The 16,954-nt window shown below is 63.2% G+C and carries 14 protein-coding genes; 13 read left to right on the forward strand and 1 reads right to left on the reverse strand.

Annotated features, from left to right (window positions below; genetic code table 11):
- Window positions 1-405 precede the first annotated feature (405 nt).
- From J5226_RS07215 to J5226_RS07225, 3 genes are all read left to right on the forward strand, one after another.
- Entirely contained in the window at window positions 406-1,413 is a 1,008-nt protein-coding gene (locus J5226_RS07215; RefSeq protein WP_215839158.1) for a hypothetical protein, read from the forward strand.
- 344 nt (window positions 1,414-1,757) lie between these two features.
- Window positions 1,758-6,164, forward strand: coding sequence for an RHS repeat-associated core domain-containing protein (locus J5226_RS07220; RefSeq protein ID WP_215839159.1), 4,407 nt, complete (start codon window positions 1,758-1,760; stop codon window positions 6,162-6,164).
- Window positions 6,152-6,472 carry a hypothetical protein gene (locus tag J5226_RS07225; RefSeq protein ID WP_215839160.1) on the forward strand — a complete coding sequence of 107 codons (321 nt, stop codon included), beginning with the start codon at window positions 6,152-6,154 and terminating at the stop codon, window positions 6,470-6,472. The genes J5226_RS07220 and J5226_RS07225 overlap by 13 nt, the downstream gene beginning before the upstream one ends.
- A gap of 49 nt (window positions 6,473-6,521) precedes the next feature.
- Here the strand turns inward: J5226_RS07225 and J5226_RS07230 are convergent, their stop codons facing one another.
- Window positions 6,522-6,737, reverse strand: coding sequence for a hypothetical protein (locus J5226_RS07230; RefSeq protein WP_215839161.1), 216 nt, complete (start codon window positions 6,735-6,737; stop codon window positions 6,522-6,524).
- Window positions 6,738-7,094: 357 nt separating this feature from the next.
- Between J5226_RS07230 and J5226_RS07235 the strand changes: the two genes are divergently transcribed.
- From J5226_RS07235 to J5226_RS07280, 10 genes are all read left to right on the forward strand, one after another.
- On the forward strand, window positions 7,095-7,514 hold the full coding sequence (locus J5226_RS07235) for a hypothetical protein (RefSeq protein WP_215839162.1): 420 nt from the start codon (window positions 7,095-7,097) through the stop codon (window positions 7,512-7,514).
- 211 nt (window positions 7,515-7,725) lie between these two features.
- Window positions 7,726-8,124 (forward strand): hypothetical protein, encoded by a 399-nt coding sequence (locus J5226_RS07240; RefSeq protein WP_215839163.1) that lies wholly within the window; start codon window positions 7,726-7,728, stop codon window positions 8,122-8,124.
- A 98-nt stretch (window positions 8,125-8,222) separates the two neighbouring features.
- Window positions 8,223-8,663 (forward strand): hypothetical protein, encoded by a 441-nt coding sequence (locus J5226_RS07245; protein ID WP_215839164.1) that lies wholly within the window; start codon window positions 8,223-8,225, stop codon window positions 8,661-8,663.
- A gap of 69 nt (window positions 8,664-8,732) precedes the next feature.
- Complete coding sequence (locus tag J5226_RS07250; RefSeq protein WP_215839165.1) at window positions 8,733-8,969, forward strand: hypothetical protein; 237 nt, start codon at window positions 8,733-8,735, stop codon at window positions 8,967-8,969.
- A 113-nt stretch (window positions 8,970-9,082) separates the two neighbouring features.
- Window positions 9,083-9,493, forward strand: coding sequence for a hypothetical protein (locus tag J5226_RS07255; RefSeq protein WP_215839166.1), 411 nt, complete (start codon window positions 9,083-9,085; stop codon window positions 9,491-9,493).
- Between the two features lie 108 nt (window positions 9,494-9,601).
- A complete protein-coding gene (locus J5226_RS07260) occupies window positions 9,602-10,180 on the forward strand; it encodes a hypothetical protein (protein WP_215839167.1) in 579 nt (192 codons plus the stop codon).
- A gap of 199 nt (window positions 10,181-10,379) precedes the next feature.
- Entirely contained in the window at window positions 10,380-11,555 is a 1,176-nt protein-coding gene (locus J5226_RS07265; RefSeq protein ID WP_215839168.1) for an efflux RND transporter periplasmic adaptor subunit, read from the forward strand.
- A 12-nt stretch (window positions 11,556-11,567) separates the two neighbouring features.
- Complete coding sequence (locus tag J5226_RS07270; protein WP_215839169.1) at window positions 11,568-14,762, forward strand: efflux RND transporter permease subunit; 3,195 nt, start codon at window positions 11,568-11,570, stop codon at window positions 14,760-14,762.
- Window positions 14,755-16,215, forward strand: a complete 1,461-nt coding sequence (locus J5226_RS07275; RefSeq protein ID WP_215839170.1) for an efflux transporter outer membrane subunit — start codon at window positions 14,755-14,757, stop codon at window positions 16,213-16,215. Before J5226_RS07270 ends, J5226_RS07275 begins: the two co-directional genes overlap by 8 nt.
- Window positions 16,212-16,844: a TetR/AcrR family transcriptional regulator gene (locus tag J5226_RS07280; protein ID WP_215839171.1), complete on the forward strand. Its 633-nt coding sequence runs from the start codon at window positions 16,212-16,214 to the stop codon at window positions 16,842-16,844. The genes J5226_RS07275 and J5226_RS07280 overlap by 4 nt, the downstream gene beginning before the upstream one ends.
- Window positions 16,845-16,954 lie beyond the last annotated feature (110 nt).

A 16,954-nucleotide genomic window follows, 5' to 3' on the forward strand; every position in this document is an offset into this window, starting at 1 on the left:
GCGTTGGCTTGCGCGCAGGTCCATCGCAACGACGGCGTCGCCTCGCGCGGCGCCGTTCGTTTTTGCCCGATCGGCTCGAATCGTTTCGCCTGAGCCGCGGCATCGCGCGCGGACGCCGCCGGCGCTTGTGCGCGAGCGGCGCGCCGGCATAGCATCCGCGCCGCGGCCGCCCCCGGCCGCATCCCTCTCATTGTCTTTGCCAGCCCGGCGTTCGCGCCTGCCAGCCCTCTTTTCCGACGTTCCGCGGCGCAGCAACGCGTGCCGTCCGTGGTGACCGCCGCCGCATTCGCGACGAGACGCGCCGAGCGCTTCGCCGCGCCGCCCGCGGCCCGGCCCGCTTTGCCACATCGCTGCCATCGCGCCCGCCGCAAGCTCCTGGATTCGCCCAACGCCAGGACCGCCGCCATGCTCCGACTCCCCGCCGCCCGTCTTCGCGCTGCCGTGCGCCTCGCCAGCCTCGGCGCGAGCTTGCTTGCGGCCTCCGCCGCGAGCGCCGCCGGCTTGTCCGCATCCGTCGCCGCCGACCGCGCCGCGCTGGCCTTGCGCTGGGCGCCGGTGCATTACCAAGACGTCGACCAAACCGGCAGCCACGCGCTCGGCGGCGCCGCCGACTACCTCGCCCGCTACGACTTCGACGGCGACCTCGACGCGCGCAACAACTGGGACCGCGCCGGCCAAAGCGCCTACCCGCTGGCCGCCCACGCCTATTACTCGGTGGTGGAAACCGCGACCCACTGGTACATCACCTATCTGTTCTTCCACCCGCGCGACTGGACCGATTCGTTCTTCGACACCGAACACGAGAACGACGCCGAAGGCGTGATGTTCGCCGTCGCCCGCGACGGCAGCGCCTACGGCACGCTCAAGGCCGCCATCACCGTCGCCCACACCGACTTCTTCTCGTTCGTCCCCGCCGGCAGCGACTGGACCGGCAACGCCGAGAACGTCGACGGCACGCTGTCGTTCCTGACCTACCAAGGCGCGCCGCACCCGGTGACCGCGCAGGAAGCCAAGGGCCACGGCCTCAAAGCGTGGCCGGCTTACGACATCAAGGGCGACGGCGTGATCTATTACCCCTCGCTGACGACCGCCGAAGTTCCCTCCGGCCCCGACGACCGCGACGTCAAATACAAGCTCATCGATATCTTCGAGGCCGGCGGGATGTGGGCGCAGCGCAACAACCCCACGCTGTTCGCCAGCTACGGCAGCTTCGCCGGCGACAAGAGCGGCGGCTGCGGCAGCGGCGCGATCGGCTGCAGCGCCAACGCCGCGAACGCACCGTGGGGGTGGGACGACAGCAACGACGGCCCGGGGCGCGGGGCGTTGGCGACGGATCCGGTGGGGTTGACGATGAATTACTTTCGGATTCCGGAGGCGGTGAGTGGGGCGTATAGCTACAACCCGTATCGCTAACCTAGTTGAAGATGCGCCTTAGGTGCTGCCGTCTGCAATCGGAAAGTCAAGATACAGCGCGCGTAGATCCGTCGCATTTCCTGTGTGTGTTTTCTAAGCATTTGTCGCGCCTTGCTGAAGAGGCTCTCTGCGTTCATGCTGAAGCGAGGGCGGTCGGTCCGCATGAGTCATCTGCAGGAAAGCAGTTTGTGATCGAGCATCCATGATTCCTCATGGCTGCGACTACGCCGATGGGCAGCGTGGGGATAGGCCTCAAGATGGATGCTCAGTCGTCATCGACGACATGATCTTCGTCATCATCTGAGAGTAGAAGAGCGCAGCGGCTCGCCGGATTGGAGAAGAGGATGAACAGGATTTTCGTGAGGATGTGCATGCTCCCGGTGCTTGCTGCAGGCCTGTGGCTAGCAGGATCATCCGCGGCGACAGCGCAGTCTTCGTCCTACTACGGAGCGCCCTATCGCCATAATAGCTATGGCGATAACGGACCTCACGGCTCAATCCAGGCCACCGTAGATGCTTGGTGGAACGACTGGAAGAAACACTGGCCGGACTACGAGCACTGTGGGTATTCGTTCAAGCTGCTCGACCCGAAAACCAACGGCGGCAAAGTGGTCAGCATGTCGCCGGGCAGTCCATGCAGCGGAACCGCCTACGGCTTCGCGACCGAATATTCCTACAATCCAGATAAGAATCAGGGGCCTCCGAGTTGCCAGGCTCCAGGCACGCACTGCGGCAATCCGATCAATGTCACCATCGGCAACAAGTACCAGCGGGAAGACGACATCGAGCCGGTAGCGGGCCTGGCCTTCTATCGGCATTACAACAGCCTTGCGTTCACCGACGACGGCCACATCGGCAAGAAATGGACGCACAACTACGATTTTAGGCTGAAGTACATGATCGATTCGTTGGGCGCGAAGACGATGGCGCTCATCCGGCCCGACGGAAACCGCGTGGTTTTCAACTATGTGTCCGGTCAGTGGCAGGCGGATGCCGATGTCTACGCGAAGGTCGTCCAACATAACGATGCGTCGGGCGCCATCAGCGGATGGACGTATACGCCAAGGGATGGCCGAGAGGTCGAACAATACGACAAGCTCGGACGGTTGTTTCGTGTCGAACGTTCGGACGGCAGTCTGCTCGATTTCACCTATAACAATGCAATGCCGGTTTCGGGCACCGAAAGCGATTATCTGCTGACGCGGATACAAACCGAGAGCGGGCGCTCGCTGGTTCTGCAGTACGACACGAATCTTCGCGTCGTCAGCGTCTATGACGTGGCCAACCAGGAATACCGATACGGCTACGATCCCCAGGGGCGACTGGTTTCCGTCACCTATCCGGACAATAAGCAGCGCCTCTATCACTACAACGAGGCCGCGTACACCAACGGAGCGGATCTGCCCTACGTTTTGACAGGAATCACCCACGAAGACGGGCGTCGGTACGCGACCTTTACTTACGGCACGGATGCGCGCGCGCTTTCGAGCGAACATGCCGGCGGCGTCGACAAATTCACCGCCCAGTACGGCAGCGGCACCACCACGACCGTGACCACGCCCAACGGAAGCACGCAGACGCGGTCGTTCTCGACGATTCTCGGGGTGAAGAAGGCTGCGTCCATTTCCGAGCAATGCGCGGACTGCGCAAGCCGGACCATCGCGTACGCGTACGACGCCAATGGCTACCTGGACACCAAGACCGATCCGCGCGGCGCCGTTTCCGATTACGACTACAACGCGCGCGGCCTGTTGACCCACGTCGCGGAGGCGAAGAGCGCTTCCGGTTCGCTGCGGACGGTGGACACGGATTGGCACGCGGACTGGGCCGCGCCGATCGACCGCCGCACCTACGACGCCGCGCAAGCGCTGGTCGTGAGCCAGCATTGGACTTACAACGCGAGAGGCCAGGAAGTCACGCGATCCGAGACGGATCCGGCCACGAACCAAGTGCGCACGACGACGTCGGCTTATTGCGAACCGCAGCAGGTCGTCGACGGGGTTTGCCCGCGGGTCGGGTTGTTGACCTCGGTGGATGGCCCCAGGACGGATGTCGTCGACGCGACGAGCTATGTCTATTACCCCGCGGATGCGGCCGATTGCGCCTCTTCGCCTTCGGTTTGTTCTTATCGAAAAGGCGACCTGTGGAAAGTGGTCGACGCGAGCGGCGCGACCAACGAGATACTGCGTTACGACGCCGTGGGACGGATCTTGTCCTCCAAGGACTCGAACGGCGTCGTCACGGATCGGGAATACACGATCCGCGGTTGGCTTTCCAAGATCGCCGTGCGCGGAGCGGTGTCCGGCTCCGAAGCCGACGACCGCATCGTTCTGGCGGAGTATTGGCCGACGGGCGACGTCAAGACGCTGACTACCGCCGATGGCGCGATAACGAACTATGTCTACGACGCAGCGGCCCGACTGACCGATGTGCTCGACGGCGACGGCAACAAAATCCACTACACCTACGACTTGGCCGGAAACCGAATCAAGGAAGACACGCTGGCCGTCAACGGCGACTTGAAGCGGACGCTGTCGCGCGTGTTCGACGGCCTGAGCCGGCTCCGCGCGGACAAGGACGCTTCGCAGAACGCCACCGCCTATCGATACGACGCCGGCGGCAATCGGGACAAGACGACGGATGCGCTGGGACGCGCGACCGATCAAACCTACGACCCCTTGAACCGGTTGGTGCGCACCCTGCAAGACGTCGGCGGCCTCAACGTCGAAACCAAATTCGAGTACGACGCGCTCGACCGGCTGACCAAAGTCACCGACCCGAAGGGACTGAATACCGTCTATGCCTACAACGGCTTCGGGGATCAGACCAGGCTGACCAGCCCGGACACCGGCATTACCGACTACACGTACAACCCCGCCGGCAGGGTCGCGACCAAGCAGGATGCCAACGACGCAGTCCCGCATCGTTACACCTACGACGCGTTGGGCCGTCCGAAAGCCGTGTTCTACACCGCCAGCGGACCGGCCGATGTGGAGTACGACTACGACACAGTCAACAGCATCTGCGCGGCCGGCGAGACTTTCGCGACCGGCCGAGTCACCGCGATGCGCGCCGATGGGACTGAGCTGAAGTACTGCTACGACCGCTTCGGGCAAGTGGCGCGCAAGGTGCAGATCGTTGCGGGCAAGAGCTTCAACCTGAGTTACACCTACACCCTCGGTGGGCAGCTCAGCACCGTTACCTACCCCGACGGCGCAACGGTGGACTATGTGCGCGATGCGCAGGCTCGAATCAAGGAGATCGGCGTCAAGCCCAATGGAGGCGTCCGCGCAGTGCTGTTGAGCAATGCGACTTACGAACCTTCCGGCCCGATGGCCGGCTGGACCTACGGCAACGGCCGCGTTCTGAGCCGCACCTACGATCTGGATTACCGCGCGAAGACGATCCTCGACAACGCCAGCGGCGGCCTGTCCTTGGGCTATGGCTACAACACGGTCGGCGAACTGACCGAGTTGAAGGATGGTTTGCAAAGCGCGTTCCAGGCCAAGTACGACTACGACACGCTCGGTCGGTTGACCGTCACTCGCGATGGTTCGTCCAATCCGCTGGAGACTTATACCTACGACGAAACCGGCAATCGCAAGAGCTTGTTGCATGGCGGTGTTACCGATACTTATGTCTATCCGGCGGACAGCCATCATTTGAGCGGTGTGGCCGGTGTGGCCCGCGGCTACGACGCAACCGGCAACACCATCACTATCGGTAGCGCCGACAAGGAGTTCGTTTACAGCGCCAATGATCGACTGAGTCAGTTCAAGCGGGGCGGTATCGTCAAAGCTAGCTATCGGTACAACGCCCTCGGTGAGCGCGTCGCCATTACCGGCGCCGTGACCAGTACCATCGATACCTACACGGTGTACGACGAGACGGGAAACTGGATCGGTGATTACGACAGCACTGGCGCGGCTAAGCAGCAGGCGGTGTGGTTAATCGGTGAGCCGGTCGGTTTGGTCGTGGGCAACGGCGGCACGCAGTCTCTGCTCTACGTAGAGCCCGATCACCTGGGCGCGCCACGTGCGGTGATCGACTCGGGCCGTAACGTCGCCATCTGGACCTGGGATGCCAAGAGCGAGGTATTCGGCAGTAGCCTACCGAATCAAGACGCTGATTTAGACGGCACCGCGTTCGTGTTCAACATGCGGTTTCCGGGGCAGCGATTCGATGCTGCTAGCGGATTAGCCTACAACTACTTCCGTGACTACGATCCTGCGACTGGTCGATATCTGCAAAGCGATCCGATTGGATTAAATGGGGGCATTAGCACCTATGCCTATGTCAGTGGAAACCCAGTCAGCCGCATCGATCCATTTGGCCTGAAGGATTACACGGCTTGCGAAACGCGAGCGCTCCTAGACGAAGCGAAGGCGGATATGTCGGCGCCACTCGTGCCACGCACTACGAATGCACTTAGGAATCACGGTGGCCTTGGGAGGTTTGATTTCAAGATGAACCAGCCGAATGATACCTTTGTGGCGCCTTTGGTTGGGAAGCTGTCGGCAGCAGAATTCGGAAACTTCATAGCGGGTTACTCAGGCATCTATTACGGCGGCCGTACAGGCTTGGCGCTTGTAATCGTCGGCGGTGTCTTACTTGATGCAACCGACGCTATGGGGGGGAGCGGAACATTCGACATGGATGCGGATAGCATCAAGGACATTCACAACGGAGCGGTCATTGCCAACATGGAAGTCAACGGCTCACCGATCGCGCAGTGCGGATGCTCGAACTGATGAATGCCGCGATCGCATTTATTGCATTCGCGGTGGCTTCCACCGGCATAGGACTATTTGTTCTTCGTCCGTGGGTGCGGCAAATTGCAGTTTTGATCTTGGCAGGCATTGCAATTTTTACAGTTGTCTTTTCGATGAATGACATGAGAGAGCACGGCTCTGAAGCCAAGAAGCTGGGTCGCTCAGCGGATTATATCGCTGGGATGGTTGAGCGCGATCAGAGAATGATGCCGAAGCGAGCTATCATCTTCTTCAGCGTAGCCGGGCTGGCATTGGTTGCGTTAGTCAGTGCGCGAAGAAAGCCCTAATCGATGAAACTAGAAGAAGCCCCGCCCCTAACAGGCGGGGCTTCTTTTTTTAGCGGCAGGGCTGTTGCTTTTGCAGCACGATATCGATCATCTGCATCACGTAGTGCTGCTGCGCCTTAGGCAGGCGGATAATGCGTTCGAGCTGTTGTTGCAGCTTGGGTGCCGGTCCGCGCTTGCCGGTGGTGCGTGCGGCTGGTGCGCCTTCGGGTCTTCCGCGGTGACGCCGAGAGTGCTGGTCAGCCGCCAGCAGCAACGAGATCGGCAAGCGCCGCGCCAGCCCGTTGTTTCGCGTAATAAGCGTTCATGTCTTGCGCCCCGGGGAGAGTCAGATCAACCAACGGCGCGTATGTGCGTGTGCGCTTCGCGCACTCACCCACGACCATGCTGGTGTACCGGCGCGAGTACCTGTCGTTCAAGGCGATGGATGCGCTGCGATACGCCATGGAAGGGCGCGGGCGATTGCGGATCGGCCCCGAGTTTCTCCATCCAGATTAGTCTTGGCTATGTGGACTTCAAGCCGGTGTGGATCGGTAGCGTGACGGTTGGGCCGGGGCTCGGTTTAAGCTTGAGTGAGTACCCGACCAACACGGTTGCCAGCCCCGAGATCTGTTAGGATCTGGATATGGCGTCCAGTGTTCTGCCCGCTCTTGCGCTCCTCGTTCCGGCCGGGGTTCTCCTGCTGGTTCGAGGGATGCGTTTATATCGATACGAGTTGGGTGAGCGCTCTTTTTCGGTCAAATTGTTCGGCAGGTACGAACTTGTCTCGATCAGATTTGAAGAGATGCTTGAGCTCAAAGTGGCGAAATGGTGGGACGTGACGTCGGCTGGCTGGTCTCCGCTTCTGTTGAAGGATCACTTTGCTCTTGAAGTAGTTGTTATTAAAAGAAAAGACGGGCTTTACCGACAGGTTGTCGTGACTCCAGACAACCCTCGAGAGTTTGTTGCGCTGATCGCTGTGCGTAAGAGGGCTTTGGAGCGCGTTGAAGCTCTACGTGACGAGACTGATCGAAAAGCGGCGGCATCGGCCGAATATCGAAAGTAGGCTCGCCGACGCTAAGAGGTGGCGTGCCGAGGGGTTCTGAAATTTAGGGTCAATACCGAATTCGGCATCGGCAGGCCTAGAGTAAGTGTAGGAGGCACTCGCTCCGGTGAAGCAGCCAGATTACCTATCAGTTGATAGGTCTATCTTTTCCATGCGCAACTTAAGCCGTGCATTCGTCAGTGTTTGCGTGGCTGTGGTCGCGATATATGTGATGAGCGCATTGATGGCGCGCCGTGAGCGGGCGGATTCTGTATTGGCGCAGGAGCTGGGGCCGCAACTCTCGCAGTTTTCCGTTTCCAAGGGGGATCAGGAGGTTGGGACGCTGGAACTGATCAATCACGGCGGGCCCGTGGGGGCCACCAGGGATTTCAAGTCGCGCCGCTCCGCGGATCAGGTGGCGGCTGACTATTCGAAGCAACTGGAAGAATATGGCTGGAAGGTTGTCGAGTCTCACACTGACTCGCGCCATCCGTTGTTCGTTCGATTTTGCAAAGGCGTCACTGGAGTCGATCTAACCATATGGCAGAAAGCCGGCGAAGCCTCCTATCGAATCGCACTGCTGCGCAACGGTAAAGATGGTGGCAAGGCTTATTGCCAGATCGCTCCATAGATTTCGTATGGCTGCCGATGCTCTTTGCGCTACGCTGCGCAGTGCACGTGTCTTGTTATGAACGATAAGCGGCATTTCGGTCAGATCTCGATGTAGAGGTGATTGTGGCTGCTCTAAATGGCATCTTGGTTCGTCGCTATTCCCCAAGCAATACCCTGAAGCAACCGGTATTTTTGTATGACCCTGAAAAATTTTTTCTGTCTCGGCCTGTGGACAGCAATGAAAAGGCTCAAGGCTGGTTGATTGACAGCGAACTGGTGATCTCAGGGGCTAAATGGGTTGTCTTTTTCGTGACTGACGAGAAGTGTGTTGGGCTAAATGAGCACATTTTCCGGATGAATGACAGGGGGCTGCAATGCAATCATCACAAGGGAGCCGTCCTGTCGAAATTAGCGATTAAAGACAAACAGATCAGCACTTCTCTTGTCTACCTCACCCCATGGTGGCGCTATATCTGGGATGACGGCAGTCACCCAGACTTGCAATTCCCCTTGGGATATTTTCTTGAGCAATGGCTTTTGCCCATTGAAAATACGTAGACCTTCAGCGGGTCTCTACCCGCAGCTTAGAGCGCCATCGGAGAAAACCGACGAATCTGGATCGCCGGCTTGCGCGATGACCGCGACGTCAAATACAAGCTCATCGACATTTTTGAGGCCGGCGGCATATGGGCGCGGCGCAACAACCCCACGCTGTTCGCGAGCTACGGCAGCTTCTCCGGCGGCAAGAGCGCCGGCTCCGGCAGCGGCACGATCGGTTGCAGCGCCAACGCCGCGAACGCGCTGTGGGGCTGGGGCGACAGCAACGATGGCGCGGGGCGTTGGCGACCGATCCGGTCGGGTTGACGATGAATTACTTTCGGATTCCGGAGGCGGTCCGTATCGCTGAGGGCGCGGGCGCTTTCGTTCGACGGCGTCTTGTGTCCACACTGACGCCGTAGCCAGTGGGAGCGCATGTCTTGATCGTTACCGAATTCCGGTCAGCGAACGCTCGGCCCAAGCGGTGGAGCTATTTCCTCGCGATCGCCTGTGCAGCAGGATTGTGCGCGGTCGTGATGTCGGTGCTGCGCGCCGGTTATTACGTTTGGATGGATCTGCGGCCTGAGATGGGCCCGGGCATGTTCATTATTTTCTCGCCGTTGTTCGCCGCGGCGTTCGCTGTGCTGGCGGTGTTGTGCGAAGGCGTGCTGGCCTGGGCGGCGCCTTCGCTCCCCGCGCGTAAGCCTTTATGGATCGGAGCGAGTTATGCCTTCGTCCTGGCGGGGTTGATCCGACCGGAACTGCTCGTGCTGGTTTTGGTCCTCAACCCGGCGACGTTGCATCTGTTCTTCGCGATGCGGGAGAAGCGGCGCTCGGCGACAGAGCGCTGAACCCGCGACCGCGCCGCGCGCCTGCTGTCTTTGACGCGTTCTATCGCCAGCGCTAGCATCGGCGTCGCCACCGGCAACCTCCGCGGCCACGACGCCCGCGCGAATCGCATGATCCCCTCGCAAGTGCATCAGGAAGTCGCTAGGCTCAGCGGCTATCTCGACGGCATCGCCGTGTCCACGAATTATCCGCGCCGCTACTGCGCCGGCGCTTTTCTGATCGAACCCGTAGCGCCCGACGCTTGCATCGAGCAGGCGATCAGGGACTACAAAAAAAGTTGGTGCCCCGACCTGGCGTTCGACTCGCGTCAGCGGCAACGCTTGCCAAGCGGGCTAAGCAGCTTGGAATCCGACATCCAACCGCTCGTGCTCCGCGAGGCGCCCGGCCTCGATGCGGTCGGCTTGGAAAACCTGCGCAAGTACCTGTCGTTCAAGGTGATGGACGCGCTGTGGTACGCCCTGGAGCATCAGGGAGGGCTGCGGCTCGGGCCCTGGAACGCAGTGGAAGTCTGGCGACTGGAGTCGCCACCCGAGCCCGACTCCTCCGATTGCATTTACTTCTGCGTCCGCGTGGAACAGGCGTTGGTCGTCTTGCAGTTCAACGACGATCTCAAATGGCGGCAAGCGGTCGAGAGCGGCAGGATCGACCCCGCAGCCCAGCGGGCGGAGGCATTGGCGCAATCCGGCTGACTTTGCCGACTTGGCTTTGCCGATGCTGTCCTGCACAAAGAAACACACGCTTTTCGTCCCAAACCGGGCCTGCGGACATGTTCCGTTGATGGACTGTTCACATCTAAAAAAAGAGAATGATCGTTCATTCTACGCTCCACCCGCAGTCCGTCCCGACCGCGCCCACACTTGAGGCTTCCCCATGCCGTCGCGCAAGTCCATGTCCTATAAGACAATTTTCACTGTTTCCGCGCTTGCGCTGGCCCTGGCGGCCTGCGGTAAGGGCGGCGATCAACAAGGCGGCCCCGGTGGGCCCGGCGGGCAGAAGGGGCAGGTCACGGTCGTGACGCTGAAGCCCGAGACCGTGACCCTGACCCGCGAATTGCCGGGCCGGACCAGCGCGTCGCTGGTGGCCGAGGTGCGGCCGCAGGTCAACGGCATCGTCGAGAAGCGTCTCTTCACCGAGGGCGGCTTGGTCAAGGCCGGGCAGCCGCTGTATCAGCTCGACGACAAGACCTACGCGGCCGATGCCGAGAACGCCAAAGCGACGCTCGCGCGCGCCGAAGCGGCGTTGAACTCCGCGCAGCTCAATGCGCGCCGTTCCAGCGAGCTGGTCAAGATCGACGCGGTCAGCAAGCAGGACGACGAGAACGCCACCGCCACGCTCAAGCAGGCGCGCGCCGATGTCGCCGCGGGTCGCGCTCAGGTGTCCAGCACCGGCGTGATCCTCGGCCGCGCGCGCATCGTGTCGCCGATCACCGGCCGCATCGGCAAGTCGGCGGTTACCGCCGGCGCGTTGGTCACCGCCAATCAGGCCGACGCCTTGGCGGTGGTGCAGCAGACCGATCCGGTGTTCGTCGACATCAGCCAGTCCAGCGCCGAGTTGCTGGCGCTGCGCAAGCAGATCGCCGCGGGCACGCTGAGCGAAGCGAGCACGCCGGTGACGATCCTGCTGGAAGACGGCAGCAAGTACCAACACGACGGCAAGCTGGCGTTCTCCGAAGTCACCGTCGATCAGGGCACCGGCAGCTTCCTGCTGCGCGTGGTCGTGCCGAATCCCGACAACATCCTGATGCCCGGCATGTACGTGCGCGCGCTGGTCGGCACCGGCGTGCGCCAGAACGCGCTGCTGGTTCCGCAGCAGGGCGTGACCCGCGATCCCAAGGGCAACGCCACCGCGCTGGTGGTCAACGCCAAGGGCGCGGTCGAGCCGCGCGAGGTGCAGGTCGGTCAGGCGCTCGGCGACAAGTGGCTGGTCGAAGGCGGCTTGAAGGCCGGCGACAAGGTCATCGTCGAAGGCTTGCAGAAGATCGGCCCCGGCATGCCGGTGGACGCGACCGAAAAGGGCGCCGCCCCGGCCAAGCCGGCGGCCCCCGCCGCCGCGCCGAAGCAGTAATCGGAGACATTCATGGCACGGTTCTTCATCGATCGCCCGATCTTTGCCTGGGTCCTGGCGATCATCATCATGCTTGGCGGCGCGATCGCGATCACCAGATTGCCCATCTCGCAGTACCCCACCATCGCGCCGCCCACGGTGTCGGTGAACGCGTCCTACCCGGGCGCCTCGGCTAAGGCCGTCGAAAACTCGGTGACCCAGATCATCGAGCAGAACATGAAGGGCATCGACGGCCTGATGTACATGTCGGCGACCAGCTCGTCCGACGGCCAGTCCGGCGTCACCTTGACCTTCGAAAGCGGCACCGATCCGGACATCGCCCAGGTGCAGGTGCAGAACAAACTGCAGCTGGCCACCCCGTTGCTGCCGCAGATCGTGCAGCAGCAGGGCGTGAGCGTGTCCAAGGCGAACTCGTCGTTCTTGCTCGTCATCGGCTTCGTGTCCGAGGACGGCAGCATGAACGGCGCGGACATCGCCGACTACGTGGCCGCCAACCTGGTCGACCCGCTCGCCCGCGTCAACGGCGTCGGCAGCACCCAGCTGTTCGGCACCAAGTACGCGATGCGCATCTGGCTCGACCCGGACAAGCTCAACACCTACAAGCTGACCCCGACCGACGTCATCAACGCCCTGCGCGCGCAGAACGCCCAGGTCGCGGTCGGCCAGCTCGGCGGCACCCCGTCGGTGAAGGGCCAGCAGCTCAACGCCACCATCACCGCGCAGGACCGCCTGCAGACGGCCGAGCAGTTCAAGAACATCGTGGTGCGCGCCAACAGCTCCGGCGCGGTGCTGAAGCTGTCCGACGTGGCCCGCGTGGAACTGGGCCAGGAGGACTACAGCACCATCGCCCGCTTCAACGGCAAGCCGGCCACCGGCATCGCGATCTCGCTGGCCACCGGCGCCAACGCGCTGGCGACCGCGCAGGCGATCCAGGCCGAACTCGAACAGCTCAAGCCCTCGTTCCCGAAGGGCCTGAAGGCGGTGACGCCGTTCGACACCACGCCGTTCGTGCGCGTGGCGATCCATGAAGTGGTCAAGACCCTGCTCGAAGCGATCGTGCTGGTGTTCCTGGTCATGTACCTGTTCCTGCAGAACTTCCGCGCCACCCTGATCCCGACGATCGCGGTGCCGGTGGTGTTGCTGGGCACGTTCGGCCTGCTGGCGCTGTTCGGCTACTCGGTCAACATGCTGACGATGTTCGCCGTGGTGCTGGCGATCGGCCTGCTGGTGGACGACGCCATCGTCGTGGTCGAGAACGTCGAACGCGTGATGAGCGAGGAAGGCCTCTCGCCCAAGGAAGCCACGCGCAAGTCGATGGACCAGATCACCGGCGCCTTGATCGGCATCGGCCTGGTGCTGTCGGCGGTGTTCGTGCCGATGGCCTTCCTCGGCGGCGCCACCGGCGTGATCTACCGTCAGTTCTCGGTGACCATCGTGTCGGCCATGGGCTTGTCGGTGCTGGTCGCGATCGTGCTGACCCCGGCGCTGTGCGCGACCATGCTCAAGCAGATCGAGAAGGGCCACCACGCGTCCGACAAGGGCTTCTTCGGCTGGTTCAACGACAAGTTCGACCGCAGCAACCTGAAGTACCAAGGCGTGGTGCGCGGCATCGTGACCCGCGCCGGCCGCTTCATGGTCGTGTTCGCGGCGATGGCGGTGCTGATGGGCGTGATGTTCTTCCGCCTGCCGTCCTCGTTCCTGCCGCAGGAAGACCAGGGCTTCTTGTTCACCATCGTGCAGGCTCCGGTCGGCGCGACTCAGGAACGCACCGGCGAGGTGCTGAAGAAGGTCGAGGAGCAGTTCCTCAACGACCCGGCCGTGGATTCGCTGTTCACCGTGCAGGGCTTCAGCTTCGCCGGCAACGGCCAGAACGCGGGCATGGCGTTCTCGCAGCTCAAGCCGTGGGAAGAGCGCGCCACCAGTTGGGGCGACCGGTTCAAGTCGTGGCTGAGCTTCGGCAAGAACCCGGCGCCCGACAACAGCGTCAACGGCGTGGTCGGCCGGGCGATGGGCAACTTCATGCAGATCAAGGACGCGTTCGTGTTCGCGCTGGCGCCGCCGGCGGTGTTCGAACTCGGCAACTCCAACGGCTTCGTGTTCTACATGAAGGACAACGGCGCGCTCGGCCACGACGCGCTGGTGAACGCGCGCAACCAGTTCCTCGGCATGGCCGCGAAAAGCCCGCTGCTGCAGAACGTGCGTCCGAACGGCATGGAAGACACCCCGCAGTTCCGCGTCGACGTCGACAACCAGAAGGCCGCCGCGTTGGGCCTGAACATCGCCGACGTCAACGCGACCTTGCAGGCGGCGTGGGGCGGCCAGTACATCGACGACTTCGTCGACCGCGGCCGGGTCAAGCGCGTCTACGTGCAGGCCGACGCGCCGTTCCGCATGGTGCCCAGCGACTTCAACCGCTGGTACGTGCGCAACGACAAGGGCGAGATGGTGCCGTTCTCGGCGTTCGCCACCACCCGTTGGGAATACGGTTCGCCGCGTCTTGAGCGCTACAACGGCGTGTCCGCGCTGGAAATCAACGGCGAGGCCAAGCCGGGCGTGAGCTCGGGCCAGGCCATGGCCGAGGTCGAGAAGCTGGTGGCGCAGTTGCCGCCGGGCATCGGCCTGGAGTGGACCGGTCTGTCGTTCCAGGAACGTCAGGCCGGCGCGCAGACGCCGCTGCTGTACACGCTGTCGCTGCTGATCGTGTTCCTGTGCTTGGCGGCGATGTACGAAAGCTGGGCGATCCCGACCTCGGTGCTGCTGATCGCGCCGATGGGCATCCTCGGCACCGTGCTGGCGACGTGGCTGCGCGGCATGGAGCGCGACGTGTACTTCCAGGTGGCGATGCTGACCACGGTGGGCCTGTCGAGCAAGAACGCGATCCTGATCGTGGAGTTCGCCAAGGAGAACCTCGAAAAGGGCATGGACCTGATCTCGGGCACGCTGGCCGCGGTTCGCGACCGCCTGCGCCCGATCATCATGACCTCGCTGGCGTTCGGCCTCGGCGTGTTGCCGCTGGCCCTGGCCTCGGGCGCGGGTTCCGGCGCGCAGCGCGCGATCGGCACCGGCGTGCTCGGCGGCATGGTCGTGGGCACGTTCCTGGGCATCTTCTTCGTCCCGCTGTTCTTCGTCGTGGTCGAGAAGATCTTCGTCCGCAAGAAACACGCGCCCGCTGAGCACAGCGCCCAAGGAGCGCAGAGCCATGAGTAAGTTTTCGATCCACGCCCTGGCGCTGGCGATCGCGGTGGCGGCCACCGGTTGCGTCAGCCTCGCGCCGAAGCTGCCGGAGCAGCAGTCCGGCATCCCGGCGCAGTGGCCGCTGCCGCCGACCACGCAGTCCTTCGTCGGCGCGCAACCGCTGACCTCCGACCCGGGCGCCTCGCAAGAGGCGCCCGCGGGCGGCGGCGCGGCGGTGGCCGACATCGGCTGGCGCGATTTCTTCGCCGATCCGAACCTGGAGCAGCTGATCGGCCGCGCGCTGGACAACAACCGCGACCTGCGCGTGGCCGTGCTCAACGTCGAGAAGGCGCGCGCGCAGTACCGCATCCAGCGCGCCGACCGGCTGCCGTCGCTGAGCGCCACCGCGCAACTGCAGCGCACCGGTACCGACACGCCGGACCAGATCACCGACGAGTACCGCGCCGGCGCCTCCATCGCCAACTTCGAGCTCGACCTGTTCGGCCGCGTGCGCAGCCTCAGCCAATCGGCGCTGCAGCGTTACTTCGCCGAAGAGGAAGCGCGCCGCGCCGCGCAGTTGAGCCTGATCGCCGAAGTCGCCAACGCCTATCTGACTTTGGCGGCGGACCGCGAACTGCTGTCGGTGTCGGAAGCCACGCTGAAGAACCAGCAGTCGGCCTACGACCTCACCGCGAAGCGGCGCGAACTCGGCGCCGTGTCGGGGCTGGAACTGAGTCAGGCCCGCACCCAGGTCGAGCAAGCGCGCGCCGATGCGGCGCGCTACGCCGGGCAGGTCGCGCGGGACACCAACGCCCTGAATCTGCTGGTCGGCGAACAGGTCGATCCGGCGCTGCTGCCGAGCAAGCTCACCTCCGGCGTCACCGGCTTGGCGGCGCTGCCGTCGAGCCTGCCTTCGGAAGTGCTGCTGCGCCGTCCGGACGTGCTGCAGGCCGAACACCTGCTGCGCGCGCAGAACGCCAACATCGGCGCCGCGCGCGCCGCGTTCTTCCCGTCGATCAGCCTGACCGGCTTCTTCGGCAGCGCCAGCAACGAACTGTCGGGCTTGTTCGACAGCAACACCCGCTTGTGGTCGGTCACCCCGGTGCTGAACATCCCGATCTTCCAGGGCGGCAAGCTGCGCGCGGGTCTGGCCTCGGCCAAGGCCGATCAGAAGATCGCGCTGGCGCAGTACGAGAAGGCGATTCAGGCCGGCTTCCGCGACGTGTCCGATTCGCTGGCGCTGACCAAGACCCTGGCCGAACAGCGTCAGGCGCAGGAATCGCTGGTCGAAGCGGCCGCGCGCGCCGAGCAGTTGTCGACCGCGCGCTACAAGGCCGGCCGCGACAGCTACCTCAACCAGCTCGACGCGCAGCGCACGCTGTACGGCGCGCAGCAAGGGTTGGTGAGCACGCGCCTGGCCGAGCAGACCAACCGCGTCACGCTCTACAAAGTGCTCGGAGGTGGCTGGAACGAGCGCAGCCAATGAGCACCCCGGGCAACCCGACCGCCAAGCCCACCGCCAAGGCCGTCGCCCGGGCGCAGGCGCAGCGCGAGCGCATCCTGGTGGCGGCGCAGCAATGTTTCGTCGTGCACGGCTTCCACGCCGCCAGCATGGCCAACATCGCCGAGACGGCCGGCATGAGCGCCGGCCTGATCTACCGCTACTTCAAGGGCAAGAACGACCTCATCCTGGCCATCATCGAGCGCCAGCTCGAAGAGGCCAGGGCCGATGTGGCCAAGCTGCATTCGAGCAGCGACTTGGTCGGCGGCATCGCCGAAGTGTTCCAGCAGTGGCAAGCGAACGATCCGAGCATCACCAACGCGGCTTTGTTTCTCGAACTGACCGCGGAGGCCACGCGCGATCCCGAAATCGCCGCGGCCACCCACGCGTCGGATCGGGTGTTTCGCGCCGATCTGACCTCGTGGTTCGTGCGCAGCGGCGCGGAAGGCGGTTTGGGCGTGGCCAAGGATCAGGTCGCCACGCGCGTGTTGATCCTGCAATCGTTGATCGAAGGCTTGGCGATGCGCGCGATCTGCCAGCCCGATCTCACCGTCGAGCAGGTGCGCACGGCGTTGAGTCAGTTTCTGCCGAGTTTGCTGGCGGCCGAGGCTTGAGGCCTTAAAGACGTACGCAGCGGGCCGCGATCGCGAGATCGCGGCCCGTTTCGTTTCAGCCGCGACGAATGCGGGTATCCCCCTGTAGGAGCGGCGCGAGCCGCGACCGC

The sequence above is a fragment of the Lysobacter sp. K5869 genome (genome assembly GCF_018847975.1).
GTDB lineage: Bacteria > Pseudomonadota > Gammaproteobacteria > Xanthomonadales > Xanthomonadaceae > Lysobacter.